Origin of the sequence: Streptomyces sp. NPDC059002 (assembly GCF_042740435.1) — a bacterium.
Taxonomy (GTDB): domain Bacteria; phylum Actinomycetota; class Actinomycetes; order Streptomycetales; family Streptomycetaceae; genus Streptomyces.
Genome location: NZ_JBHYJI010000036.1, coordinates 44,908 through 69,189, shown reverse-complemented (window position 1 = coordinate 69,189; position 24,282 = coordinate 44,908). Strand labels below are relative to the sequence as shown.

At 72.4% G+C, this 24,282-nt stretch carries 23 protein-coding genes; 11 read left to right on the top strand and 12 right to left on the bottom strand.

All coding sequences use genetic code 11. The features are described 5' to 3' along the window. Positions 1-2 precede the first annotated feature (2 nt). The 5 genes from ACFWZ2_RS28080 to ACFWZ2_RS28060 all read right to left on the bottom strand — a co-directional run bounded on the left by ACFWZ2_RS28080 (position 3) and on the right by ACFWZ2_RS28060 (position 4,733). Positions 3-788, bottom strand: coding sequence for an ABC transporter ATP-binding protein (locus tag ACFWZ2_RS28080; protein WP_384550302.1), 786 nt, complete (start codon positions 786-788; stop codon positions 3-5). After that, positions 785-1,714: a FecCD family ABC transporter permease gene (locus ACFWZ2_RS28075; RefSeq protein ID WP_384550329.1), complete on the bottom strand. Its 930-nt coding sequence runs from the start codon at positions 1,712-1,714 to the stop codon at positions 785-787. The genes ACFWZ2_RS28080 and ACFWZ2_RS28075 overlap by 4 nt, the downstream gene beginning before the upstream one ends. Positions 1,715-1,782: 68 nt before the next feature. Next, entirely contained in the window at positions 1,783-2,811 is a 1,029-nt protein-coding gene (locus ACFWZ2_RS28070; protein WP_384550300.1) for a FecCD family ABC transporter permease, read from the bottom strand. Further along, positions 2,808-3,803: an ABC transporter substrate-binding protein gene (locus tag ACFWZ2_RS28065; RefSeq protein ID WP_384550298.1), complete on the bottom strand. Its 996-nt coding sequence runs from the start codon at positions 3,801-3,803 to the stop codon at positions 2,808-2,810. Before ACFWZ2_RS28065 ends, ACFWZ2_RS28070 begins: the two co-directional genes overlap by 4 nt. 78 nt (positions 3,804-3,881) lie before the next feature. After that, positions 3,882-4,733, bottom strand: coding sequence for a siderophore-interacting protein (locus ACFWZ2_RS28060; protein ID WP_384550327.1), 852 nt, complete (start codon positions 4,731-4,733; stop codon positions 3,882-3,884). Between the two features lie 211 nt (positions 4,734-4,944). Between ACFWZ2_RS28060 and ACFWZ2_RS28055 the strand changes: the two genes are divergently transcribed. Continuing rightward, complete coding sequence (locus ACFWZ2_RS28055) at positions 4,945-6,390, top strand: carotenoid oxygenase family protein (RefSeq protein ID WP_384550296.1); 1,446 nt, start codon at positions 4,945-4,947, stop codon at positions 6,388-6,390. Between the two features lie 12 nt (positions 6,391-6,402). On the opposite strand, the gene ACFWZ2_RS28050 is transcribed toward ACFWZ2_RS28055, so the two are convergent. The 7 genes from ACFWZ2_RS28050 to galE form a co-directional block, all read right to left on the bottom strand. Then, positions 6,403-8,475 carry an iron ABC transporter permease gene (locus tag ACFWZ2_RS28050; RefSeq protein ID WP_384550294.1) on the bottom strand — a complete coding sequence of 691 codons (2,073 nt, stop codon included), beginning with the start codon at positions 8,473-8,475 and terminating at the stop codon, positions 6,403-6,405. 4 nt (positions 8,476-8,479) lie between these two features. After that, positions 8,480-9,460 (bottom strand): ABC transporter substrate-binding protein, encoded by a 981-nt coding sequence (locus ACFWZ2_RS28045; protein WP_384550292.1) that lies wholly within the window; start codon positions 9,458-9,460, stop codon positions 8,480-8,482. Next, positions 9,457-10,317, bottom strand: a complete 861-nt coding sequence (locus ACFWZ2_RS28040) for an ABC transporter ATP-binding protein (RefSeq protein ID WP_384550290.1) — start codon at positions 10,315-10,317, stop codon at positions 9,457-9,459. The genes ACFWZ2_RS28045 and ACFWZ2_RS28040 overlap by 4 nt, the downstream gene beginning before the upstream one ends. Positions 10,318-10,376: 59 nt before the next feature. Continuing rightward, positions 10,377-11,207 (bottom strand): hypothetical protein, encoded by an 831-nt coding sequence (locus ACFWZ2_RS28035; RefSeq protein ID WP_384550289.1) that lies wholly within the window; start codon positions 11,205-11,207, stop codon positions 10,377-10,379. Positions 11,208-11,256: 49 nt separating this feature from the next. After that, positions 11,257-11,988, bottom strand: coding sequence for a GntR family transcriptional regulator (locus ACFWZ2_RS28030; protein ID WP_384550287.1), 732 nt, complete (start codon positions 11,986-11,988; stop codon positions 11,257-11,259). Between the two features lie 87 nt (positions 11,989-12,075). After that, a complete protein-coding gene (locus tag ACFWZ2_RS28025) occupies positions 12,076-12,993 on the bottom strand; it encodes a UTP--glucose-1-phosphate uridylyltransferase (RefSeq protein ID WP_384550285.1) in 918 nt (305 codons plus the stop codon). Positions 12,994-13,106: 113 nt separating this feature from the next. Next, positions 13,107-14,060 carry a UDP-glucose 4-epimerase GalE gene (gene galE / locus ACFWZ2_RS28020; protein ID WP_384550283.1) on the bottom strand — a complete coding sequence of 318 codons (954 nt, stop codon included), beginning with the start codon at positions 14,058-14,060 and terminating at the stop codon, positions 13,107-13,109. 557 nt (positions 14,061-14,617) lie between these two features. Between galE and ACFWZ2_RS28015 the strand changes: the two genes are divergently transcribed. The 10 genes from ACFWZ2_RS28015 (at position 14,618) to ACFWZ2_RS27970 (ending at position 24,279) form a co-directional block, all read left to right on the top strand. Next, complete coding sequence (locus ACFWZ2_RS28015; RefSeq protein WP_384550281.1) at positions 14,618-15,640, top strand: NAD-dependent epimerase/dehydratase family protein; 1,023 nt, start codon at positions 14,618-14,620, stop codon at positions 15,638-15,640. Next, positions 15,637-17,298: an alpha-amylase family glycosyl hydrolase gene (locus ACFWZ2_RS28010; RefSeq protein WP_384550279.1), complete on the top strand. Its 1,662-nt coding sequence runs from the start codon at positions 15,637-15,639 to the stop codon at positions 17,296-17,298. Before ACFWZ2_RS28015 ends, ACFWZ2_RS28010 begins: the two co-directional genes overlap by 4 nt. Before the next feature lie 52 nt (positions 17,299-17,350). Continuing rightward, positions 17,351-18,694 (top strand): glycosyltransferase, encoded by a 1,344-nt coding sequence (locus ACFWZ2_RS28005; protein ID WP_384550277.1) that lies wholly within the window; start codon positions 17,351-17,353, stop codon positions 18,692-18,694. A gap of 56 nt (positions 18,695-18,750) precedes the next feature. After that, positions 18,751-19,452, top strand: a complete 702-nt coding sequence (locus ACFWZ2_RS28000) for an SDR family oxidoreductase (protein ID WP_384550275.1) — start codon at positions 18,751-18,753, stop codon at positions 19,450-19,452. A gap of 39 nt (positions 19,453-19,491) precedes the next feature. After that, positions 19,492-20,703, top strand: a complete 1,212-nt coding sequence (locus ACFWZ2_RS27995) for a sedoheptulose 7-phosphate cyclase (protein WP_384550273.1) — start codon at positions 19,492-19,494, stop codon at positions 20,701-20,703. Beyond that, entirely contained in the window at positions 20,693-21,454 is a 762-nt protein-coding gene (locus ACFWZ2_RS27990; RefSeq protein ID WP_384550272.1) for a cupin domain-containing protein, read from the top strand. Before ACFWZ2_RS27995 ends, ACFWZ2_RS27990 begins: the two co-directional genes overlap by 11 nt. After that, positions 21,451-21,825, top strand: coding sequence for a hypothetical protein (locus ACFWZ2_RS27985; RefSeq protein WP_384550270.1), 375 nt, complete (start codon positions 21,451-21,453; stop codon positions 21,823-21,825). Before ACFWZ2_RS27990 ends, ACFWZ2_RS27985 begins: the two co-directional genes overlap by 4 nt. A 100-nt stretch (positions 21,826-21,925) precedes the next feature. Further along, positions 21,926-22,498, top strand: coding sequence for a VOC family protein (locus tag ACFWZ2_RS27980; protein ID WP_384550268.1), 573 nt, complete (start codon positions 21,926-21,928; stop codon positions 22,496-22,498). Positions 22,499-22,501: 3 nt separating this feature from the next. Further along, entirely contained in the window at positions 22,502-23,455 is a 954-nt protein-coding gene (locus ACFWZ2_RS27975; RefSeq protein ID WP_384550266.1) for a TIGR03619 family F420-dependent LLM class oxidoreductase, read from the top strand. Next, complete coding sequence (locus tag ACFWZ2_RS27970) at positions 23,452-24,279, top strand: SDR family NAD(P)-dependent oxidoreductase (RefSeq protein ID WP_384550264.1); 828 nt, start codon at positions 23,452-23,454, stop codon at positions 24,277-24,279. The genes ACFWZ2_RS27975 and ACFWZ2_RS27970 overlap by 4 nt, the downstream gene beginning before the upstream one ends. The last annotated feature ends 3 nt before the right edge of the window (positions 24,280-24,282 follow it).

The following is a 24,282-nucleotide window of genomic DNA, read 5'->3' as shown; positions in this document are numbered from 1 at the left end:
CCTCATTCGCCTCCGAGCGTGGGCACCACCATCGGCGTGTCCGTCACCGGGTCGGGGATGATGACGCTCGGCAGGTCGAACACGTCCTTGATCAGTACGGCGTCCACGATGTCGGTGGGGTCGCCCTCGGCGACCACCCGGCCGTCCTTCATGGCGACGAGGTGGTCGGCGAAGCGGCACGCCTGGTTGATGTCGTGGAGGACGGCGATGACCGTGCGGCCCTGGTCGCGCAACTCGGCGAGCAGGCCGAGCAGTTGGTACTGGTGGGTGATGTCCAGGAAGGACGTCGGTTCGTCGAGCAGCAGGTAGGGCGTCCGCTGGGCGAGCACCATGGCCATCCACACCCGTTGTCGCTGCCCGCCGGACAGCGCCTGCACCGAACGGTCGGCCAGGTCGGCGACTCCGGCGGCGGCCATCGCGTCGACGACGGCCTCCTCGTCCTCCGTGGACCACAGGGCGAGGAGCGACTGGTGGGGGAAGCGTCCCCGGCCCACCAGTTGCCGGACCTTGATGTCCTCGGGGGCCTGCGGGTCCTGCGGCAGGAAGCCGAGCTGCTTGGCGAGTTGCTTGGCGGGGAAGCCGCCGACCTCGCGCCCGTCGAACTCCACGCGTCCGCCGTCGGGGCGCAGGAGACGGACCAGCGCGCGCAACAGGGTGGACTTTCCACAGGCGTTGGGCCCCACGATGGCGGTGAACGCGCCGTCGGGGACGTCGAGGCTCAGCCGGGTGGACACCACACGGTCTCCGTAGCGCAGGGTGATCTCCCGCGCGGTCAGGCGGGCGGTCACGCGCGCCTCACCTCCTTGGTCAGCAGCCAGATCAGATAACAACCGCCGATCGCGGTGCTCACCACGCCGACGGGCAGCGCGACGGGCGCGAGCAGCATCTGCGCGAGCAGGTCGGCGCCCTGGAGGAGCACGGCGCCGGTCAGTGCGGCGGGGAGCAGCGGCACCCCAGCGGCGCCCGCGAGCCTGCGGCCGATCTGCGGTGCGGCAAGGGCGATGAACGCGATGGGTCCGGCCACCGCGGTCACCGTGGCCGTACAGCCGACGCCGACGAGGACCATCAGGAGGCGCAGCCGGTCGAGCCCGACCCCGGTGGTCACCGCGATCGCGTCGCCGAGCGACGCCTGGTGCATGGCGTGCGCCCGGGTGGCCATCAGGACGAGCAGGACGGCGATCACCGCGAACGGAAGGCCCAGGTCGGACCAGCCGACACCGTTGAGCGAGCCCGCGCTCCAGCCGACCGCGGCGATCGCCACCTCCAGATCGGCGCGCAGCACGATCCACGAATTGACGGCGGTGACCATCGCGTTGATCGCGATGCCGATCACCACGAGGCGCAGCCCGGAGAAGCCGCGGTCGTACGAGAGGAGGTAGATGGCGGCCGCGACGACGAGTCCGCCGAGCACCGAGCCGACGGCCAGTTGCGCGGAGGTGCCCGTGAGGACGGTGAGGGCGACGAGGGCGCCGGTGTAGGCGCCCGCGTCGAGGCCGATCACGTCGGGGCTGCCCATCGGGTTGCGGGTGAGGTTCTGGAAGATCGCCCCGGACACGCCGAGCGCGGCGCCGAAGACGAGTGCCGCGAGGACGCGCGGCATGCGCCAGTCCCAGATCACCACGGAGGGCTTGGCTCCGGTCAGCACGGAGAACACCTCGCGGGGCGTGGACCAGGACGTGCCGTAGCACAGCGCGAGCAGGGCGAGGCCCGCCATCAGGGAGAGCAGTGCGGCGACGAGCACCAGCGTGCGGCGTTCGGCCCGCACTCCGCGTACGTTCACGTTCACAGCGAGCCCGCCCCGTGGCGGCGGACGGCCCAGATGAGCATGGGGCCGCCGAGGAACGCGGTCACGATGGCCACGGGCACCTCGCCGGTGGGCAGCAGCACGCGGGACCCCATGTCGGCGATCAGGAGCAGGACCGGGCCGAGCACCATCGCGTACAGGATCAGCCAGGGCACCGAGCCTCCGGCGGGCCTGCGGACCAGCTGCGGCACGATGAGGCCGACGAACAGGATCGGTCCCGCCACCGCCGTCGCCGCCCCGCTGAGCACGGTGATCAGTACGAGCGTGACGGCCCGGACCCGGGCCACGCCCGCGCCCAGGGTGTGGGCCACGTGCTCACCGAGCGAGAGGGCGTTGAGGGTCCTGCTCAGCAGCAGCGCGCCGAGCAGGGACACCCCGATCGCGGTCAACGGCAGGGCGAGCGGCGCCTGTTCGCGGCCCGCGAGGGAGCCGACCGACCAGAACCGGTAGGTGTCGAACACGTCGGGGAGCATCAGCCGCATGCCGAGGGCGACACCGTTCAGTACGGCGGTCAGCGCGACGCCCGTCAGGACGAGGCGCAGCGGTGAGCTGCGCCCGACCGCGGCGACGAGCAGCGCGGCGAGCACCGAGCCGATGATCGCGCAGCCCAACTGCCCTGTCTGCCCCGCGGCCAGGCCGATGCCCGAGCCGAGTGTGATGGCGAATCCGGCGCCCGCGGTGACCCCGAGGATGCCGGGCTCGGCCAAGGGGTTGCGGGCCAGTGTCTGGATCAGCGCGCCCGCCACCGCGAGGGCCGCGCCCACGGCGACGGCGAGGAGCGCGCGGGGCAGCCGGACGTCCCGCACGATCACCTGCTCGTCGGTGCCCTGGTGGTCGAACAGCGCGCGGACGACATCGGCGGGCGGGATCGGGCGGGCGCCGACGCCGATGCTCAGCACGGCGACGGCGACGAGCAGCACGAGGCCGCCCACGAGCAGGCCGATCTGCGGCCCGGCCCGGCTGCCGCCCGTCGTCTCCGCATCGGCCGCAGGGCGCGCGACGGTCACCGCTTGAGCAGCGGCGCGAACGCCTCGTCGATCGCGTCCAGGGTCTGCGTGGCCTGTCCGTAGGTGGCGGCCTCGGTGTAGCGCAGCGGGAAGGTCCTGCCCGCCTTGACGGCGGGCAGGTTCTTCCAGAGCTTGGAGTCCATGACGTACTTCACCGGCTGGGGGATGCTGCCGTCGGGCTTGACGGAGTAGGTGATGGCGTCGGCGTCGCCGAGCGATTCGGGGAGTTCTTCGAGGGACGGGTACTCGCTGACCGCGTGGGAGCCGGGGCCCTTCTTCTTGACCTCGCCGTAGTACTTCGCGCCGACGTCCTCGGCGATGTTGGTGCCCCAGGAGCGGCCGAACTCGCGGTGGAAGGTGCCCTTGGCGCTCTCGCCGTACGCGCCGACGTGGCCCATCTTGAGTCCGGGCAGGACGTCCTTGTACTTCTTGGCCAGCTTGGCGGCCTTGGTCTCGTACGCCTTCTGCACGGTGTCGAACTGCTTGAGCGCGCCCGCCGCTTCGGCCTGCTTGCGGGACTGCTCGCGCCATGCGGACGGCACGGTCGGGCCGATCGCGACCACGGGGGCGATGGACTCCAGGCGCTTGACGTCGATGTCGCCGAGCACTGGGGCGGGCACGCCGATGACGATCAGGTCGGGTTCGGCCTCGGCGACGGCCTCGTAGTTGGTCTCCGCCGCCTGTTCGCCCGCCACCTTGGGGAGCTTCTTGTAGGTGGCGAGGTCCTTCTTGCTCATCATCGGTTCGCCGCGCTGCCACGACGAGATGCCGACGAGCGGCGCGTGGGCCTCCAGCATGACGGGGACCGCGTAGCCCGTGGCGACCACGCGCTTGGGGTCGGCCGGGATCTTGATCTTTCCGTTGTCCGCGGCGAACACCCGGGTCGCGCCCTTGCCGGAGTCGTCGGATCCGCCGCCCGACGAGCCGCATGCGGTCAAGGTGAGGGCCAGCGCCACGGCGCCTGCCAGGCCCGAGGATCTGCGGAGGGACATGCGATGCTCCTTGTTCTGCTCTTCAGGTGCGGCAGGTGTGCGCCGGTCTTGCAGGTGCGGCAGGTGTGCGCCGGCAGGTCAGTGGTCGTCTTCGTCGAAGTCGGCCGTGCCGCGCTTCCAGTAGCCGGTGATGTCGTGGTCGGCCTTGTCCAGGCGCAGTGCGTCGCGGACCCAGCGGCGGACCGGCTTGAGCTGGCCCGCCTCGCCCGCGGCCCAGACGTACACCCGCTCGTTCTCGGGCACGGTCACCGCGGTCACGGCCTGCGCGAAGGCGTCGCCCGTGCCCGCGGGGCGGTCGCCGCGGTGCAGCCAGGTGACCTCGATGCCCTCGGGGGCGGACAGCTCGATCTCCTCGGCGGCGTCGGCGACTTCGATGAACGCCCAGCCCCGCGCGCTCCTGGGCAGTTCCTCCAGCCAGCGGGCGATCGCGGGCAGCGCGGTGAGGTCGCCCGCGAGCAGATAGCGGTCGTAGGAGTGCGGGACGATGAGCCCGCCGGGCGGGCCCGCGACGTGCACGAGGGCGCCGGGTTCGACGGCGCACGCCCAGTCCGCGGCGAGGCCGCCGTCGTGCAGGGCGAAGTCGACGTCGATCTCGGCCGTGAACGGGTCGTAGCGGCGGACCGTGTATTCGCGGGAAGTGGGCGCGGGGCGCGGCCAGTTCAGCATGAGGCCGTCTTCCTCGGGCAGGCGCAGGGTGCCGTCCGGCTCCGGGAAGAGCAGTTTCACGTGCTCGTCCGGGGCGTGGGCCTCGAACCCTTCGGTTCCTGCGCCGCCCAGGGTCACCCGCAGCAGGCCGGTGCCGACCATGAGGGTGCGTACGACCTCGGTCTCCCTGACGCGGATCGGGTAGCCCACCTTCTCTGCGTGGCGGCCCGCCCGGACCTCCGCGATCCGCTCCAGGTGCCGGTGGCGGTGGTCTTGACGGGTCATGCGGTTCATCGGGGTGACTCCTGCACAGCTCGATCCCGTTCGGATAGGTAAGCCTAACCTCACCACCTGGATCATGCGCAAGTGATCTTCGTAACGGGGTGGCATCAGCACCACCCCGCATCCGGGCCCCAGACCCCCTGCCCCGCCGCCCACTTGGCAGCAGGCTTGCTCATGTCACAGGAGAACGGCCAACGGCGAAAGGGGAGTTGCGATGAGCGGCCACACGCGGCGGAGGAACCTCCAAGGAGCGGCACCCGCGGCGGCGGGCGGCGCGGCCGACGCCCCGCAGCCGCGCCCCTTCCTGGAGGGCGCATTCGCGCCCGTCACCGAGGAGTTGACCGCCTTCGACCTCAACGTGACGGGACACGTGCCGCGCGACCTCGACGGCCGCTACCTGCGCACGGGACCGAACCCGCTGGGCATCGAGGACCCGCGGGCGCACCACTGGATGCTGGGCGACGGCATGGTGCACGGCGTGCGGCTGCGCGGCGGACGCGCCGAGTGGTACCGCAACCGGTGGGTGCGCTCCTCGCAGGTGGCCGGGAAGCTGGGCGAGACGTACCCGGGCGAGGCGCCGCCCGACGACTTCGCCTGCAACACGCACGTGATCCCGTACAAGGGACGGATCCTGGCACTCCAGGAGAGCGGACCGCTGCCCTACGAACTGGACGGCGAGCTCGGCACGGTGCGTCCGTACGACTTCCGCGCCACCCTGAAGGGCTCCTTCACCGCGCACACCAAGTACGACGCGGCGGCGGACGAGTTGCACGCGGTGGCGTACTACCCGACCTGGGACCACGTACGGCACATCATGATCGACCGGACCGGGCGGGTCGCGCGGACCAGCAGGATCCCGGTGGCGGACGCGCCGATCATGCACGATTTCGCCCTCACGCAGAAGTACGTGGTGATCGTGGACGTCCCGATCACGTTCGACGCGGCGGCCGCCGAGGCCGGGGCCATGGTCCCCTACATCTGGAACGAGCGGCACCCCATGCGCATCGGGGTCATGCCGCGGACCGGGGGCGCCACCCGCTGGTTCGAGATCGACCCGGTCTACTACTCGCACACGCTCAACGCCTATGACCACGGCGACGAGTTGGTGGTGGAGTACACCTCCATGCCCGCCCCCTTCCACGCGGCGGGACGCGGCAGCGGCGGACCCTCCGCGACGGGCTCGCCGACGCTCGACCGCTGGACGGTCGACCTGCGCGCGGGACGGGTCGGCGGTGCCCGCATCGACGACCTGCCGCAGGAGTTCCCGCGCGTCAACGAATCCCTCGTCTCCCGCAGGCACCGCTACGGCTACGCGGCGAGCGCGGCCGAGATGTGGCGCGCGTACGAGACGGTCGACGGGGTGCCGCCGGACCGCACGTTCACCAACTGCCTGGTGAAACACGACATGGTGCGCGACAGCAGGCAGGTGCACCGCTTCCCGAAGGACGCGGCGGCCGCCGAGCCGGTGTTCGTGCCGCGCGGGGGCGCACGCGACGAGGACGACGGCTACCTCCTCAGTTACGTCCACGACCCCGACCGCGGCGCGACCGACCTGGTGATCCTCTCCGCACAGGACTTCACCGGGCACCCGCTGGCCCGCGTCCAGCTGCCGGGGCGGGTGCCGCTCGGCTTCCACGGCAGCTGGGTGGCGGACCGCTAGGGCCAGCCGCGGCTATCCGCGGGCGCGGCTGCGTACCAGCAGATACAGGAAGTACGGCGTGCCGATCACGGCCGTCATGAGTCCCGCGCCGAGCTGGGCCGGGGCGATCACCGTGCGGCCCACCAGATCGGCGGTGCACACCAGGATGGCGCCGAGCAGCACGGCCACCGGCACGACGCGGATGTGCCGGCGGCCCACGAGGGCGCGGGCCGCGTGCGGGGCGACGAGGCCGACGAAGCCGATCGTGCCCGCGGCGGCCACCGCGGTGGCGCTCAGCAGGACGCCGAGGACGAGGAAGCCGAGGCGGCCGCGGCTCAGGTTCAGGCCGAGCAGTCGCGGGGTGTCCTCGTCGAGGGAGACCAGGTCGAGTTCGGTGCGCCGGGTCACCGCGACGGCCAGGCCCACCACGAGGACGATCGCGAGGGGCACCGTGTCGGGCAGGGTCCGCCCGTAGGTCGAGCCCGCGAGCCAGGTGAGCGCCTTCGTCGCGTTGAACGGGTCGGTGAGGATGATGAGCATGCTGATGATCGCCGACGAGCCGGTGGCGACACCGAAGCCGACGAGGACGAGCCGGTTCTGCTGGAACCCGCCCCGCGCCGCGAGACCGAAGACGACGACCGAGCCGACCGCGGCGCCCGCGAACGCGCCCGCCGCGATGCTCCACGAACCGGCGGTGGGCACGGTCGTCACCAGCAGGACGGCGCCCACCGCGGCGGCGTTGGTCACGCCGAGCACACCCGGTTCGGCGAGCGGGTTGCGCGTCACGGCCTGGATGAGTGTGCCCGCGAGGGCGAGGGCCGCGCCCGCGAGGAGGGCCGCGGTGACGCGCGGCACGCGCGTGTCCAGGATGAAGGAGACGGTCTGCCCCGCCCTGCCCTGCGCCCAGTTGACGACGTCGCCGAGGAGCAGCTTGCTGTCGCCGACGAGCACGGCGGCGATCGCGAGACCGATCAGGACGGCCACCAGGACGGTCGTCGTGACGACGAAGACGGTCCTGCCGCGGATGCGCAGCCGGTCGGCGGGGGCGGCGCCCGCCGTGTCCTTGGCCCGTGCCGCCATGACGACCAGGAAGACGGCGCCGACCAGGCTGGTGACCACGCCGGTCGGCACGGCGACCGCCGTGTCCGAGGGGACGACGGCACGCAGCAGCACGTCGGAGCCGAGCACCAGTGCGGCGCCGGTCAGGCCCGCGACCGGCAGGCGCGCCCGCGACTTGGTGAAGGCGCGGAACCTGCGGGCGAGCGGCCGCACGAGGGCGGGCGCGCACAGGCCGACGAAGCCGACGGGCCCGGCGAGGGTGACGGCGGCGGTGGAGAGCAGCGCGGCGAGCACGACGGCGACGACGCGGGTGGAGCGGACGGGCACACCGACGCCGTGCGCGGCCTCGTCGCCGAGGGCCAGCGCGTCGACCCTGCGGGCGAGCAGGATCAGACCGACGAGGCCGACGACGGCGATCGGCAGCATCTGCAGCACGCCGTCGAAGCCGTTCTGCGCGATGCTCCCCTGGTTCCACTTGTAGAGGCCCTCCGTCTCCTGCGGGAACAACAGGAGCAGGCCCTCGGTGACGGCGATGAGACCGAGTGTCAGGGCGCTGCCCGCGAGGACCAGGCGGACCGTGCCCGCGCCGAGCCCGGACAGGCCGAGGACCACCGCGGCCGCGGCGAGCCCGCCGAGGAAGGCGATGCCGGAGGAGGCGAGGAACGGCAGCGAGACGCCGGTGGCGGCGGCCACGCCGAGCGCGGCATAGGAGCCCGCGTTGACGGCGAGGGTGTCGGGCGAGGCCAGGACGTTGCGGCTGACCGCCTGGAGGGCGACGCCCGCCATGCCGAGCACGGCGCCGACGAGCAGCCCCGCGGTCATCCTGGGCAGCCGGGAGGCGATGACGACGGACGCGTCGCCCTGTTCGGCCCGGCCGGTGAGCGCCTTCCACACTTCGGGGGCGCCGACCGACGCGGTGCCCTGGGTGATGTCGACGACCGCGAGGGCGGCGACGAGGAGGACCAGTGCGGCCGTCACCGCGGCCGCGCCCGTACGGGAGACGGCTGTCGAAGGACGGGTGGCGGGGGTGGTTGCGGTGACGGCCATGGGGTTACTTCTTCAGCGCCTCGACGACGGAGTCGACGTACTGGCTCATCGATCCGGTGCCGCCGAACATCCAGATGCCGTCGGGCAGCCGGTGCACGTTGCCCTTCTTCACGAACGGCAGCGACGTCCAGACCTTGTCCTTCTTCAGGACACCGGCGAAGGGGTTGCTGCCCTTGTCGCCGTCGTTGCCGATGTAGGCGAAGTGCACGTCCTCGTCGAGCTTGGTGAGCCCCTCGACGTCGGTGGAGCCGAGGCCGTACGCCTTGTCGCCCTTGCCCGTCCAGTCGTTCTTCAGGCCGAGCTTCTCGTTGACGGCGCCGATCAGCGAGCCGCTGGTGTACGGCCGGATCGAGGTCTGGTTGCCGGTGACGTAGCCGTCGGCGAAGGCGTACTTCGCGCCGCCGCGGCCCGCGTCGGCGAGTGCCTTCTTGCCCTCGGCGAGCTTCGCCTCGAAGTCCTTCTTGAGCTTCGCGGCCCGCTCGGTGGTGCCGGTGGCCTCGGCGAGCAGGTCGAGGTTCTCGGTCATCTGGCCGAGCGGGTTCGCGGCGTCGGCCGGACGCAGGTTCAGGACCGGGGCGATGTCGCGCATCTGCTTCACGGCGGCGGCCGGCAGGTCGGTGGTCGCGATGATGAGGTCGGGCTTCAGGGACGCGATCGCGTCCATGCTCGGCTCGCCGCGGGTGCCGACGTCCTTGGGGTCGTTCTTCAGCGGGACGGCGGTGTCCCACGTCTTGTAGCCCTTGACGTCGGCGACGCCGGTCGGCGCGACGCCCAGGGATATCAGGCTCTCGACGGCGTTCCACTCGGTGCCGACGACCTTCTTGGCGGGCCCGTTCAGCTTCACCTTGGTGCCGGTGCCGTCGGTGAGGGTGAGGGACTCACCCTTCTTCTTCGCGTCGTCGGCGGCGGGCTCGGTGGTTCCGCAGGAGGACAGGGTCAGAACCGCGGCGGTGGCGGCCGCCGCGGCGATCAGGAGGCGTCTCATGAGGTGGTGCTGAGCCTTTCGCTTCGCGAGTGGTGACGGCCGATGGCGCGGGTGCGCAGGCGGCCGGTGAGGGGATCGGAGTCGACTTCGATACGGATGCCGTACGTGTCGGTGAGCCGCTGCGGCGTCAGGACGTCGTCGGGGTCGCCGTCCGCGACGACGCGTCCCTCGTCGAGCAGCAGGATCCGGTCGGCGACGGCCGCGGCCTGGTCGAGGTCGTGCAGGACGGCGCCTACGGCGATGCCGTGCAGGTCGGCCAGGTCCCGCATGAGGTCGAGGAGTTCGACCTGGTAGCGCAGGTCGAGGTGGTTGGTCGGCTCGTCGAGCAGGAGCACGCCGGTCTCCTGGGCGAGGCAGCCGGCCAGCCAGACCCGCTGGAGCTGCCCGCCGGACAGATGCTCGGCGCCGCGTTCGGCGAGGTCCTCGACGCCCGTCATGGCGAGCGCGCGGTCCACCGCGTCCCGGCCGCCCGGATCCGCCCTGCCCCAGCGGCCGCGGTGCGGATAGCGGCCGAACTCGACGACGTCGCGCACGGTCAGGCCGCTGGGCGTGGGCCGTCCCTGGGTGAGCAGGGCGACGTGGCGGGAGAACTCGCGGGGGCCGAGCGCGAGGCCGTCGGTGTCGCCGTCGATGCGGAGCGTGGCGGTCCTGGCGCGCTGCAGCCGGGCGAGCGTGCGCAGCAGCGTCGACTTGCCGCTGCCGTTCGGGCCCACGAGGACGGTCACTTCGCCGGGGCGGACCGTCATCGAGGCGTCGTGGACGACGTCGACGCCGTCGTACGCCACGGTGACGCCGGTGGCCGACAGTTCATGACCCCGGGGGCGCGTGGCCGCGGTGGACTTCTCACCTTCATGCACGTCGCAGAGGTTAGCCTAACCTTATAACCCGGTGGAACGGCCCCCCGCGCGCCCGCCCCTCAGTCGGCGTCGTCGAACTCGCAGTAGATGACGGTGCAGTCGTCGCCCGCCTTGTACCGCGGCCAGCGCGTCCCCTCCGGGTCGCCCGCCTCCGCCTCGCGCACGAGCCGGACGAGTTCCCCGGTCCCCTTGTCCTGGAGGATGTCCAGGGTCTCCCGCCAGCCGGTGACGCCGTAGTCCTCGACGAGGCACGAGGCACCGTCGCTCAGCACCGCGGCGCGGGTCACTGCCGCGCGCGGGAGCGTGCCGGTGACGGCGTGGTGCGCGGCGTCCGGCGAGGAGCCCGCGACCCAGTAGCCGTCGGCGACATTGCGGTGCGGTCGCTGCGCGGCCACCAGGGCGCTGACCGCCCTGCGGTGTTCCTCGGTGCCGATGCGGTGGTCCAGGGTCGCCTTGTGCTCCTCCTGCGCGAAGTCGTCGGCACGGTGGTCGGAGATCACGCGCAGTCCCCCGGGCCCGTCGACGAGCAGCACGGAGTCGAAGAGGGAGAGGTAGTCGAGGGTGTCGGGGCCCTCGCGCAGGAGCGCGATCGAGGACGAGGGGGTGCCGGGGTGGCCGAGGTCGCAGGTGTCGCGGTGGAGCGCCGCGACCCGGCTGATGGCCTCGGCCGCGCAGTCGGCGAGCGGGTTCTGCGGGCGGGAGGTCGCCGCGTGCAGCAGATACGTGCTGAGGCGGGCGACGTACCAGGGGGTGCCGTGCACGCAGCCGCTGCCCAGTTCGGGCGGTGACGAGAGCCCGTCCACCACCACGGCCACCTGCGGGTTGACGGCCAGGAAGTCCTCGTTGGGCTTGTGGGCCGATCCTGCGGTGGACAGGAATGAAGTACGCATGCCCCTCCTTGGTGCGTGCGGGTGCGGGCACGGCGGCCGTGGGCCGGTGTCAGCCGTGCTCGACGTCGAAGGTCACGGTGAGCGAGTAGCGGTCGCCCGCGTACCGGGACTCGGTGGATTCCAGCGGGTCGCCGTGCTGGTCGAGGATGAGGCGGCGCTCCACCAGGAGGGCCGTTCCCCTGTCCAGGCCGAGGAGTTCGGCGTCCTCGTGGGTGGCGTTGTCCGCGCTGAGCACGGCATGCCCGAAGGACGGTGTGTGGCCCAGGTCCGCGAGTGCCTCGTGCAGGGAGCCGGTGGCGAGGTCGCGTTCCAGGAGCGCGGAGACCGTGAGGGGGAAGACGGACCGTTCGCGGGCGACCGGAGTGCCGTCGGCGAGGCGGACCCGCTCGATGGACACCACGTCCGCGCCTGCCGCCAGGCGCAGTTGCTCGGCCTCCGCCGCGGTGGCCCCGCGCCGTGCACGGGCGACGATCTCCGAGGAGGGACGGCGGCCCTGGCGTCGCATCTCCTCGCTGAACCGGACCAGGCTGTCCACGCGGCGGCCGCTCGGCGGCGGCGCCACGAACGTGCCGCGGCCGCTCTGGCGGTAGACGAGTCCGTCGGCCACCAGGCGCAGTACCGCGGAGCGCGCGGTCATCCTGCTGACCTCGAACTCCCGCGCCAGTTCGGTCTCCGAGGGCAGCGGGGCATGCGGCTGGAGGTCCGCGATGCGTCGGCGCAGGGCCTGTTCGATGGTGTGGTAGCGGGGGGCGAAGTCGGGCTGGGTTCCGCGGGAGGGCATGCGCGCATCCTAGTGAGCGGTCCAATGGGGCTTTCGCGTCTCTCCTGTTGGCGACGGGCACGTTCCCCGGGGCGGGTGCCTGCGCGCTCAGCCGACGGCAAGGGTGTCCTCTTCGGCATCGGCGTCGACGCGGTCGCGCAGCCAGCTGCGCAGGGCCGGGCCGCGCGCCGGGTCGCGCAGGGCGGCGTCCAGCGTCGCGCGGAGCATGCCGCCGGGGGTGCCGATGTCGTGCCGGACTCCGGTGTGCAGCACCACGTGCACCGGGTGCCCGCGGTCGATGAGGACGGAGATGGCGTCGGTCAGGTCGATCTCCCCGCGCGGTCCGGGGCCGATCTCCCGCAGCGGGCCGAAGACTTCACGGTCGAGCAGATAGCGGCCCGCGCAGGCGAGGGTGGAGGGGGCGTCGCGCGGATCGGGCTTCTCCACCATGGCGCGTACGCGTTTGACCCCCGGCTCGTCCGTGTCGGTCACGTCGAACACGCCGTAGGCGGACAGGTCTTCGCGGGCCGCCTCGAAGGCGCACAGCACCGTCCCGCCGTGGCGGCGGCGGACGGCGGACATCCGCGTCAGGACGCCGGCGGGCAGCACGAGGTCGTCGGGGAGCAGGACGGCGACCGCGGTGTCCCGCTCGGTCAGGTGGGGTTCGACGCAGGCGACGGCGTGGCCGAGGCCCAACGGCTCCTGCTGGACGGCGTTCTCGACGCGCAGCAGTTGCGGGGCGCGCCGGATCGACTCGGCGGCGGCGTCCTTGCCGCGGGCCTCCAGGAGCTTCTCCAGGTCGTGGTCGCGGGAGAAGTGCGCGGCCACGGCCTCCTTCTCGGGGGAGGTGACGGTGATGAGGCGCTCGGCACCCGCGTCGGCGGCCTCGGCCGCGACGATCTCGATGGCCGGGGTCGCCATGACCGGCAGGAGTTCCTTGGGGACGGATTTGGTGACGGGCAGAAAGCGCGTGCCGAGTCCCGCCGCGGGGACGACGGCGGTGCGGAATTCCCCGTGCGTGTTCATAAAGGGCCTTCTCCTGTGCTCATGGTCGGGATTTCCCCGTGGAGTACTGGTTTTCGGGCATGGTTCGCGGCAGCCCGTCAGGGGGCTGCCGCGTGCGTGCCGGGTGGCGTAATTCAGGCGGGGCGGATGAGCGCCCAGGCGTCGGCCACCATGTCGTGCAGGTCCTTCTCCGGTTTCCAGCCCAGCTCTTCGGTGATTTTCTGCGATGAGGCCACGAGGACCGTGGGGTCACCGGCCCGCGGTTCGGCGAAGGAAACGGGAATGGGATGCCCGGTGACATCGCGGCATGCCTTTACGACGTCCAGTACCGAATGGCCGGATCCGCGCCCCAGGTTGAACACTCTGTGGCGCCCCGCCATACAGGCGTCGAGGGCCAGGAGATGGGCCCGGGCGAGGTCCCCGACATGGATGTAGTCGCGGAGGCAGGTGCCGTCGGGCGTCGGGTAGTCGGTGCCGTAGATCTTCACTTCCGGGGTGCGCCCCGCGGCCACCGCGAGCACGTTGGCGATCAGGTGCGTCTCGGGTTCGTGCCGTTCGCCGCGTCCGGCGTAGGCACCGGCGACATTGAAGTAGCGCAGGCTCACCGCGCCGAATCCGTGCAGGTCGGCGTAGGAGGCGAGGGCCGTGTCGATGGCGAGTTTGGTCGCGCCGTACGGGCTCACGGGGCGGGTGGGGTCCGACTCGGTGATCGGGGTGCGCTCGGGGTTGCCGTAGGTCGCCGCGGTCGAGGAGAAGACGACGCGGCGCACCTCCGCGCGGCGCATCGCGTCGAAGAGGGCCAGGGACTGGCCGAGGTTCTGCTCCCAGTAGAAGCCCGGCCGTTCGACGGACTCGCCGGTCACCGACTTGGCCGCGAAGTGCAGCACCGCATCGAAGGAGTCACTGGTCAGGACGGCTTCCGCGCCGTCGCGCAGGGTGTCGACGATCAGCCGCGCGCCGTCGGGCACCGCGTCGGCGTGCCCGGTGGAGCAGTCGTCGAGGACCACGACGTCGTGCCCGGCCTCCAGGAGCTGCGCCGTGACGACGCTGCCGACATAGCCCGCGCCGCCGGTGACGAGTAACTTCATCGCCTTTCCTTTCCCGCGTCCGCTGGAGGTCCGTGTGCGCGGGCCGGGCGGACGCCACCGGCCTTGCTCATCCTGTCTAGCTGTATAGACCGCTCACCGTCAAGGGCGACCGGTCAACGCCCGCCGACAGGGCCCCAATTGAAAAGTGAACTGTTTAGCGATGGACCTTCAAAGCGAAAGGAATCGGCTCCCGGATCGCGAACAAGCCAAGATCATCAACGTGGTTGACACAGAACCCGTGTACCCAACAACATTACGAGTGCTACTGATTCTCTTGCTCTTGCGAGGTGTTTTCCCGGTGCGCCTTTACAAGGTGCCGCATCACACCGCCAGATGACCTTCATCACCAAGGGTCGATCGATTACCCCTTTCCGCCGCGGCCGATGCCGACGCGCACTGTTTTCCGGACGTTTCCACAGCGTTTCCAGAAACGGCGGTTAAACACATGCCCCTGTGAAGGGGCGGCGCGAACGGCTGCTCGACCGCGCCCTGATGAATACAAAAACCCCTTCCCCCCCCATCCACCGTGACCCCTGTCGCCCAGCGGAGGACATCGCATGCTGCCCCCATCCCCGCACATTCCCTCGGCGTTCACCGGTGCGACGCCCGCGTTCCGGCGCGTCGGCGTCACCGGTGGCCTCGGGTTCGTGGGCCGCAACCTCGTGCGCGCCCTGCACGCCCAGGGTCTGTCCGTGACGGTCCTCGACCTCGCGGCGCCGGACGGCGTGGACCTGCCGGACGGCGTGCGGCACGTGCCCGTCGACCTGCGCGACCCCAGGACCCTGACGACCGCGCTCGGCGACCTGGACCTGCTGTTCCACCTCGGCGGCAACTCCAGCGGCACGGTGGCCGTCACGGACCCGCGGCTCGACTTCGAGACCAACGCGCTCGGCACGTTCAACGTCTGCGAGGCCGCACGGCTCGCCTCGCTCCCCCGCCTCGTCTATCTGTCGTCCGCGATGGTCTACGGCACCCCGCAGGCGGTGCCGCAGCACGAGGAGCACCCCACCCTGCCGTACTACCCCTACGGCGCATCGAAGTTGAGCGGCGAACACGTCGTCCGCGCCTACGCCCGCACGTACGGCCTGTCCGCCGTCATGGGCCGGGCCTTCGTCATCTACGGCCCCGGCGAGGACCCCCGCAGGGCGGGCGCGGAGGTCGGCCAGTATCTGCGCTGGCACCTCAACGACCGACCCATCCGCGTGACCGGCGACCCCGACCGCAAGACCCGCGACTTCGTGCACGTCCACGACATCGTCACGGCACTGCTGCTGCTCGCCGCCAGGGGCGACGACGGCGAGGTATACAACCTGGGTTCCGGGCGCGAGGTCTCGCTGCGCCAACTCGTCGAGCACATCCACGAGGTGACGGGCCGTCGGCCGCGGATGCTCACCGACGACACCGTCACGGACGACACCTACCGCCTCGTCGCCGACATCTCCCGCCTCAGCGGCCTCGGCTACCGGCCCACCGTCGACCTGCCCGCAGGTCTCGCCGGACTGGTCGAAGCGCTCGGCCCCACCCCCGAACTGCCGCAGCTCGACACCATCTTCCACCCGACCGCGGGAGCCCCGGCATGACCGCCGATGACACCGCGCCCTGGTGGCAGGGCGCCGTCGTCTACCAGATCTACCCGCGCAGCTTCGCCGACCACGACGGCGACGGCGTCGGGGACCTCCAGGGCGTCATCGACCGCCTCGACCACATCACGGGCCTGGGCGTCGACGCGATCTGGCTCTCCCCCTTCTACCGCTCCCCGATGCGGGACTTCGGCTACGACGTCAGCGAACACACCGCCGTGGACCCGCTGTTCGGGGACCTGGACACCTTCGACCGGCTGCTCGCCGCCGTCCACGAGCGCGGCCTGCGCCTGCTCGTCGACTACATCCCCAACCACACCTCGTCCGACCACCCCTGGTTCGCCGCGTCCCGCGAGGACCGCGAGAACCCCCGCCGCGACTGGTACGTCTGGCGCCCCGCCGCACCCGACGGCGGACCGCCCAACAACTGGCTCAGCGTCTTCGGCGGCGGCCCCGCCTGGACCCTCGACGAGGCCACCGGCGAGTACTACCTGCACTCCTTCCTGCCCACGATGCCGGACCTGAACTGGCGCAACCCCGAGGTGCGCGAGGCCATGTTCGACGTGGCCAGGTTCTGGCTCGACCGGGGCGTGGACGGCTTCCGCATCGACTGCGCGCACTTCCCGATGAAGGACCCGCAGCTGCGCGACAACCCGCCCGCCGCCGACGGCACCCTCGCGATGCACCGGCCCTACGGCGACTACGACGCGCAGCAGCACGTGCACGACAAGGGCCACCCGGACAACCACGGCCTCTACCGCGAACTGCGGGAACTCCTGGAGAGCTACGGCCCCGCCGGCAGCCGCATCGCCGTCGGCGAGGTGCACGTCTTCGACTGGGCCGAGTGGGCCACGTACTACGGCGAACAGCTCGACGAGCTGCACATGCCCTTCAACTTCGGCCTGCTGCAGACGGCCTGGCGGGCCGACGACGTACGGGACCTCGTCGCGCGCATCGACTCCGTGCTGCCCGACGGCGCCTGGCCCAGCTGGGTCGTCGGCAACCACGACGAGCCGCGCGTGGCATCCCGGCTCGGCCCCGCCCAGGCCCGCGTCGCCATGCTGCTCCTGCTCACCCTGCGCGGCACGCCCACGCTGTACGCCGGGGACGAGCTCGCGCTGCCCGACGCCGACGTCCCGCCCCACCTCGTGCAGGACCCCTGGGGCAGGACGGGACAGGCGCTCGGCCTCGGCCGCGACCCGCAGCGCTCCCCCATGCTCTGGTCGGACGCGCCCGGCGCCGGATTCACCCGCGACGACGTCACGCCCTGGCTGCCGTTCGCCGACGACCCCGCCGTACGCGGCGTCGAGGCGCAGGACGGGCGTGCGGGCTCCATGCTGACGCTCACCCGCGAGCTGCTCCGGCTGCGCGGAGCGAGGCCCGAACTGCGCCACGGCGAGCAGACGTTGCTGGCCGGGCTTCCCGAGGGCGTCGTCGGCTATCTGCGCCACCGCGAAGGAGCGGTGCTGCTCGTGCTCCTGAACCTCACCGGCACCCCGCGGCGGCTCACCGCGACCGACGTCTTCCCCGAGGAACCGGAAGGACCGCACGGCCCGTTCGAGGTCCTCGCCGCCACGTCGGACCGTGCCGCGTCCGGCCCTTCGCACCTTCCCCTGCTCCTCGACGCGGACGAGGCCGTGGTCCTGCGCGTCACCTGAACTCCGCGTGCGCCCCAGCAGATCCGCGTACGCACCAGAAAAGAGGCCCCCGTTGAGCGTCTCCCTCGTCGACCTGCCCCCCGCGCCACGGCCGTCCGAGCCCGCCGCGCCGCCGCACGGCCGGACCGTCTGGCACATCAACACGACCGCGCACGGCGGCGGCGTCGCCGAACTCCTGCGCAGGGCCGTCCCCTCACACAACGCGGCGGGCGTCCCCACCAAGTGGCTCGCGCTCGGCGGCGACGCGGAGTTCTTCGCGGTCACCAAGCGCCTGCACCACCGGCTGCACGGCTACCGCGACCCGCACGGCGCGCTCGGCGGCGACGAGCGGCGGATCTACGCGGCCACCACCCGGCAGCTGGGCGCGGAAGTCCTCGGCCATCTGGCGCCCGGCGACCTCTGCGTCCTGCACGACCCGCAGTCCCTCGGCCTGGCGCCCGCCCTGTCCGCGGCCGGGGTCAGGGTGGCCTGGCGGTGCCACATCGGCAGCACCGACCACGCGTCGCCCGAGGTCCGCGAGACCTGGGAGTTCCTGCGCCCCTACCTGGACGCGCCGCTGCGCTGCGTCTTCTCCGTCGACGGGTACGCGCCCCCGGGCCTGCGCCCCGAACAGTGCGTCCTGATCCCGCCGTCCATCGACCCCGCCGCCGCCAAGAACCGTGCCCTCGCGCCGGACGAGGGGGCCGCAGCCCTGCGCGCGATCGGCCTGGAGACCGACCCGGCCGGCGGCCCGGGACCGGTGCGGGCGGGCACGGCGACGGTCCTCCAGGACGCGCCGCTGCCGCCCGGCGCGGAGGTGGTCCTCCAGGTCTCACGCTGGGACCCCCTGAAGGACATGGAAGGCGTGCTCGCCGCCTTCGCCGAGCGGATCGCGCCCCGGCGCGCCGCCGCCCACCTCGTGCTCGCCGGGCCGGAGCCGCTCGACATCCCCGACGACCCCGAGGGCGCGGAGATCTTCGCGCGCGTCCACGACGCCTGGCTCGCCCTGCCCGCACCCGTCAGGGCGCGCGTCCACCTGGTGAAGCTGACGCTCAAGGACACCGAGGGCAACGCACTGCTCGTCAACGCCCTGCAGCGGCGGGCCGACGTCATCGCGCAGAAGAGCCTGCGCGAGGGGTTCGGCCTGACGGTGACCGAGGCCATGTGGAAGGGCGCGGCGGTCGTGGCGAGCCGGGTCGGCGGCATTCCCTCCCAACTGCGCCACGAACGCGAGGGGTTGCTCGTCGCGGACGCGCGGGACGGCGGGGAGTTCGCCGAGCAGGTGCTGCGGCTGCTTGCCGACGAAGGGCTGCGCCGACGGCTCGGGGACGCGGCGCACCGCCGGTGCGCGGAGCTGTTCCTCGCCGAGCGCGAACTCGCCGACCACTACCGCCTCTATCAGGAGCTGCGGGCCTGATCCGCCCCGGCAGCACACCAGTTGACGCCCGCCACGGAACGAACGGAGAGCACCAGATGTCCCAGGAACCCGTCGTCGTCATCGGCGCGAGCAGCGGCTTCGGCGCCGCCCTCGCCGAGGAGCTCACCCGGCGGGGCCATGCCGTCCTGGCGGGCGCTCGGTCACCCGAAGGGCCAAGTGGCGTGCCCTACACGCCGGTCGACGTGACCTCCGACGAGTCGGTCGCGGCGTTCTTCGCCGACGCGGACGCCCGCTTCGGAGCGCCCTACGGATTCGTCTACTGCCCGGCGGACTCCTCCGCCGTGGGGCCCGGCTGGGAGGTCCCTGTCGACGAGGTCGCCCGGGTCGTCGACGTGACCTTCGTCGGATTCGTGCGCTGCCTGCGGCACGTGGTCCCGCCGATGCGGGAGCGCGGGCGCGGCAGCATCCTGGCCATCGGCTCGCGCGGCGCCCGCGTCCCGGTGCCCGCCCTCGCCGCCTACTGCGCGGGCAAGGCCGCCCTCGAACAGCATGTGCGGTGCCTCGCCGAGGAGTTGGCCGACACCCCGGTGCGGGTCAACGCCCTGGGCATCGCGGGCGAGACGCCGCTCGCCCGCGACCATCTGAACCGCAAGGAGAAGGCCCTCGGCCTGACCACGCCCTACCCCGCCCTGCCCGACGTCCGCGACAACCTGCCTGCCGCGTGCTTCCTGCTCTCCGAGGACGCCGCCCATGTGTCGGGGCAGGTGCTCGACGCCCGGCCCCCCGCCTGGACCTGACATTTCTTCACCTCCCCCGAACCAACCTGAGGAAGTGCCATGACGAACACCCTCGACTCCCTCGATCCCGACGCCCTCCCCACCGGCCTGCGCACCGACCGCCACCAGGAACCCCGCTGGGTCGTCCAGGCGGTGAAGCCCGTCGAGTACGAAGTACGGATGGTCAACGGCCTGCTCGACCCCGCCTCCACCGACCTGGCCACCGCGGGGACCACCGAACGCACCGGCAACCGCCGCTTCGTGGTCGTGGACGCGCACGTCGACGCCCTGTACGGCGAGCGCATCCGCGCCTACCTCGCCGCCCACGGCCTCACCGGACGGCTGTGCGTGCTGCCCACCGGCGAAGAGGCCAAGACCATGGACAGCGTGCTGCGCGTGGTGCGCGGCATCGACGAGTTCGGCATCTCCCGGCGGCACGACCCGGTGATCGCCATCGGCGGCGGTGTGCTCCTGGACATCGTCGGCTTCGCGGCCAGCATGTACCGCCGCAGCACTCCGTACGTCCGCGTGCCCACCACCCTCATCGGCCTGGTCGACGCCGGGGTCGGCGTGAAGACGGGCATCAACTTCGACGCGGGCAAGAACCGTCTGGGCACGTACGCCGCGCCCGCCGTCTCCCTCCTGGACCGGGCCTTCCTCACCACGCTCGACCGGCGCCACCTCAGCAACGGCCTCGCGGAGATCCTGAAGATCGCCCTGGTCAAGGACGCCCGGCTGTTCGCCCTCCTGGAGGGCCACGCCGAGGAGCTGGTCGAGACCGCGTTCCAGGGCCGGTTCGACCAGGACCCGGTGGCCGCCGAGGTGTTGGAGCGGGCCATCCACGGCATGCTCGAAGAGCTGCAGCCCAACCTCTGGGAGAGCCGCCTGGAGCGCCTGGTGGACTACGGGCACACCTTCAGCCCGACCCTGGAGATGGACGCGCTGCCCGCGCTCCTGCACGGCGAGGCCGTCAACCTCGACATGGCCCTGACCACCGTCATCGGCCGCCGTCGCGGTCTGGTCACCGACGGCGAGCAGGAGCGGGCGCTGAACGTGATGCGCCGCCTGGACCTGCCGCTGAGCCACCCGGTGTGCACCGGCGACCGCCTGGAGCGCGCGCTCGCGGACACGGTGCGCCACCGCGACGGACTCCAGCGCCTCCCGCTGCCCGTCGGCATCGGCGACGCCTGCTTCGCCAATGATGTGACGGCCCGTGAACTGCACGAAGCCGCACAGGAGTTGACGGAGACGGAGTCGCACCATGCACGGTGAACTCCAGGTCTCCGACCTCGGCACGCCCTCGGACGTCTTCGGCGTGCACGGCGCGACGGGACACACCCGGTGGCGCTCGCTGGCGGCGGGCCGGGCCCTGCTCGGTCCGTACGAGGCGGTGGAGTGGGCCTGCGTGCCGCCCGGCGGTCTCAGCGGCGAGCACCGCCACACCAGGACCGAGGAGATGTACATCCTCCTCACCGGCGAGGGCGAGGCCCTGCTCAACGGCTCACCGCACCCCGTGCGGGCGGGCGAGCTGATCCTCACCGGGCTCGGCGCCACCCACGCACTGCGCAACACCGGTACGGAGGACCTGAGTTGGCTCACGCTGGAGGTCCCCGCGCACCGCACGATCCGTACGGCACACACGGCCATCGACGGCCGGGAAGGCGAGGAGAACATGCCGGTACCGCCGCCGGGAGCGACGGCCGTCGTCAGCCTGGACGAGCAGGGGGACATCGACCCGCGCCCCGTCCTGCAAGGTCCGCTGCGCCGGGTCCGGCGCGTCCGGGTGGCGGCCGGTGCCGCGGAGAAGTTCTCCGGCGCGGGCCAGGAGCACAGCGTCTTCGTACGGTCCGGTGCGGGGGTCGCGCGGTGCGGCGCGTCGACGGTTCCCGTGCGGGCGGACCTGGCGCTGACCACCTCGCTGGGTGAGGACCTGGTCGTGCAGGCCGGTGCGGAGGGCATCGAGCTGATCTGTGCGACGTTCGTCGTCGAGGACGGCGCCGGGGATCCGGAGGGCGAGAAGTGATCGTCACGGACAGCCGCTCGGCATCCGTCTCGCACCGCGCCGACGGCGACATCCGCTGGCGCACGCTGGCCCGGCGCGGCATGTTGTTCAGCGAGTGCGAGGCCGTCGACCATCTCGCCCTGGACGCGGGCGGCACGCTGGAGTTCCCCGCGGACACCGGCACGGACCGCGTCTGGTACGTGCTCGCGGGCGGCGGCGAGTTCCAGGAGGCGGGCGGGGCACGGCGTGCGCTCGCCGCGGACGACGTGGCCCTCGTGCCCGCGGGCGCCGCCGTGCGGCTGACCTGCGCGGGGCCGACCCGTGTCCTGGTCCTCACGACGGTCCCCGAGCGGGTGTCGCGCCGACTGCCGCGCCGGGCGCCCTGCATGTAGGCCCCGGGCCCGCCCCCACCGCACCGGGCTTCCCGCCCCGGCCCCGCCCCCCCCTCTCACCCTCTCCCCACACTGCCCTCGTCACCACCCGGGAGTCACCTTGCCCCCACACCCGCCCGCCCCCGCCGACCACGGGGTGCGCACCCACGGGATCCCCTCGGCCACGCACGTCGACCACGTCGCGTACACCGTGCCGGACCTCGACGAGGCGGTCCGCTTCTTCACCGAGGTGCTCGGCGCCGACCTCCTGTACCGGGAGGAGCCCGTGCGTGCCGACGACGACTCCATGCGCGAGAACCTCAACGTCCACCCGCGCGCCGTGGCGGAGATCGCCATGCTCCGCCTGGGCCCCGTCACCAATGTCGAGCTGTTCGCCTACCGCTCCCCCGACCAGCGCCGCATCATGCCGCGCAACAGCGACTACGGCGGCCACCACCTCTCCTTCCACGTCACCGACATCGACGCGGCCGCCGACCATCTCCGCGCCCAGCCCGGCGTACGCGTCCTCGGCGCGCCGCGGACCGTCGCATCCGGGCCCATCGCGGGCATGCGCTGGGTGTACTTCCTGACGCCCTGGGGCATGCAGATGGAGCTGAGCTGCCCGCCCGAGCGGCTGCCCTACGAGGAGTCGACGGCGCACCGCAGGTTCTCGCTCACCGGCCGGGGGGTGTGAGCCATGGATGTGGGCATCTCGCTGCCGACGACCTCGCGCCGTGCCTGGGACCCGGGCATCGCCCAAGTGGCCCGCGCCGCCGAGCAGGAGGGCGCCGCGTCCCTGTGGGTCAACGACCATCTGGCGATGGTGGCCGACCCCGCGTCGCCCTACCCCTACGGCGCCGACGGCCGCATCGACTGGGACCCGGCGGCCCCGCAGCTCGAGGCGCTCGTCGCCCTGGCGCAGGCCGCCGCGGTCACCGAGCGGGCCAGGATCGGCACCGCCGTCCTGATCCTTCCGCAGCGCAATCCCGTCGAGCTGGCCAAGGCGACGGCGAGCCTTGACGTGCTGTCAGGAGGGCGGCTGCGCCTGGGAGTCGGCGCGGGCTGGCTCGCCGAGGAGATGCAGGCGCTCGGCCACTCCTTCGCCGGGCGCGGCAGGCGCATGGAGGAGTGCATCCGGGTGCTGCGTGCCTGCTGGTGCGGCAGGCCCGACCGCTTCGACGGCGAGCAGGTCTCCGTTCCTGAGGGGCTGTTGATGTATCCCCGTCCCGTCCGGGCCGAGGGCGTGCCGATCCTCATCGGCGGGATGAGCAGGCCGGCCCTGCGCCGTGCCGCGCTGCTCGGCGACGGCTGGCTCGCCGTGGCCGACGCCGACGCGCTGGACGGCGCCGAACTGGCCGCCGCCATCGGCCGGTTGGAGGACGAGCGGTCCGCGCACGGGCGCGGCGGCCGCGCCGAGCGCGTCCTGAAGGTCAACTGCCCGCCGGGGACGGACGAGCGGCGGTGCGCGGCCGCCACGGCCGCCGCGATGGCGGCCGGATTCGACGAGGTGATCCTCGACGTGTCGTGGGAGCGTCTGGAGGACGCGTCGGCGTTGCTGCGCGCCGCGCTGGACGTCGCGTCCGGGGCGCGTACGACATCGGAGGAGCACGAGAGGCCGCAAGGCCGCACCACGTCGGGAGGTCCGCGATGACCGGGCGGTTCACCGGCCGCACGTGCCTGGTCACCGGGGGCACCCGGGGCATCGGCCGGGACGTGGCGCGCCGTCTGGTCCAGGAGGGCGGCGACGTACTGATCACCGGCCGTTCGGACGGGCCGCTGGCCGATGCCGTCGAGGAGTTGGACGGTGCGGGGCCCGGTTCCGTGTCCGGGATCCGCTGCGATCTGGCGGACCCCGCGTCGGTGCGCGCCCTCGCCGCCGAGTCCCTTGCGCGATCGGGCCGCGTGGACGTCCTCGTCAACAACGCGGGCACGGCGACCCTGCACCGCTTCACCGACGTCCCCGAGCACGACCTGGACGAGGTGTGGGCCGTCAACGTACGGGGCGCCTTCGTGCTGACCCAGCTGCTCGTGCCCGCGATGACGGCGGCGGGCGACGGCGCCGTGGTGAACGTGTCGAGCCAGGCGGCCGTCCAGGGCCAGGCGCTGATCTCGCACTACGCGGCGACCAAGGCGGCGCTGCTCGGCCTGACCCGGAGTCTGGCCGTGGAACTCGCACCGGCCGTGCGGGTCAACGCGGTCTGCCCCGGCATCGTCGAGACCGACATGATCACCGAGGACTTCCGCCGTCAGGGCGGGCTGCTCGGCAGCGACGCCGGTGCCGTGCGCGACACGACGCTCGCGGGCATTCCGCTGGGCCGCTTCCAGCAGGGCTCGACGGTCGCCGCGACCGTGGCGTTCCTCGCGTCGGCGGACGCCGCCGACATCACGGGCCAGACCTGGCACGTCGACGGCGGCATGACGATCGGCCGACGCGGCCCCGGACACGACCGAGCCCCCGACCTACAGGAGACCTGACAC

Coding starts and splice junctions, on each gene's coding strand:
- ACFWZ2_RS28075 (WP_384550329.1), bottom strand. CDS start 1,714: ATGGCGGGCCTCGCCCTGCTCGCGCTGTGCTACGGCACGTCCTGGTCC.
- ACFWZ2_RS28065 (WP_384550298.1), bottom strand. CDS start 3,803: ATGTCCCTCCGCAGATCCTCGGGCCTGGCAGGCGCCGTGGCGCTGGCC.
- ACFWZ2_RS28060 (WP_384550327.1), bottom strand. CDS start 4,733: ATGACCCGTCAAGACCACCGCCACCGGCACCTGGAGCGGATCGCGGAG.
- ACFWZ2_RS28055 (WP_384550296.1), top strand. CDS start 4,945: ATGAGCGGCCACACGCGGCGGAGGAACCTCCAAGGAGCGGCACCCGCG.
- ACFWZ2_RS28050 (WP_384550294.1), bottom strand. CDS start 8,475: ATGGCCGTCACCGCAACCACCCCCGCCACCCGTCCTTCGACAGCCGTC.
- ACFWZ2_RS28045 (WP_384550292.1), bottom strand. CDS start 9,460: ATGAGACGCCTCCTGATCGCCGCGGCGGCCGCCACCGCCGCGGTTCTG.
- ACFWZ2_RS28035 (WP_384550289.1), bottom strand. CDS start 11,207: ATGCGTACTTCATTCCTGTCCACCGCAGGATCGGCCCACAAGCCCAAC.
- ACFWZ2_RS28030 (WP_384550287.1), bottom strand. CDS start 11,988: ATGCCCTCCCGCGGAACCCAGCCCGACTTCGCCCCCCGCTACCACACC.
- ACFWZ2_RS28025 (WP_384550285.1), bottom strand. CDS start 12,993: ATGAACACGCACGGGGAATTCCGCACCGCCGTCGTCCCCGCGGCGGGA.
- galE (WP_384550283.1), bottom strand. CDS start 14,060: ATGAAGTTACTCGTCACCGGCGGCGCGGGCTATGTCGGCAGCGTCGTC.
- ACFWZ2_RS28015 (WP_384550281.1), top strand. CDS start 14,618: ATGCTGCCCCCATCCCCGCACATTCCCTCGGCGTTCACCGGTGCGACG.
- ACFWZ2_RS28010 (WP_384550279.1), top strand. CDS start 15,637: ATGACCGCCGATGACACCGCGCCCTGGTGGCAGGGCGCCGTCGTCTAC.
- ACFWZ2_RS28000 (WP_384550275.1), top strand. CDS start 18,751: ATGTCCCAGGAACCCGTCGTCGTCATCGGCGCGAGCAGCGGCTTCGGC.
- ACFWZ2_RS27995 (WP_384550273.1), top strand. CDS start 19,492: ATGACGAACACCCTCGACTCCCTCGATCCCGACGCCCTCCCCACCGGC.
- ACFWZ2_RS27990 (WP_384550272.1), top strand. CDS start 20,693: ATGCACGGTGAACTCCAGGTCTCCGACCTCGGCACGCCCTCGGACGTC.
- ACFWZ2_RS27975 (WP_384550266.1), top strand. CDS start 22,502: ATGGATGTGGGCATCTCGCTGCCGACGACCTCGCGCCGTGCCTGGGAC.
- ACFWZ2_RS27970 (WP_384550264.1), top strand. CDS start 23,452: ATGACCGGGCGGTTCACCGGCCGCACGTGCCTGGTCACCGGGGGCACC.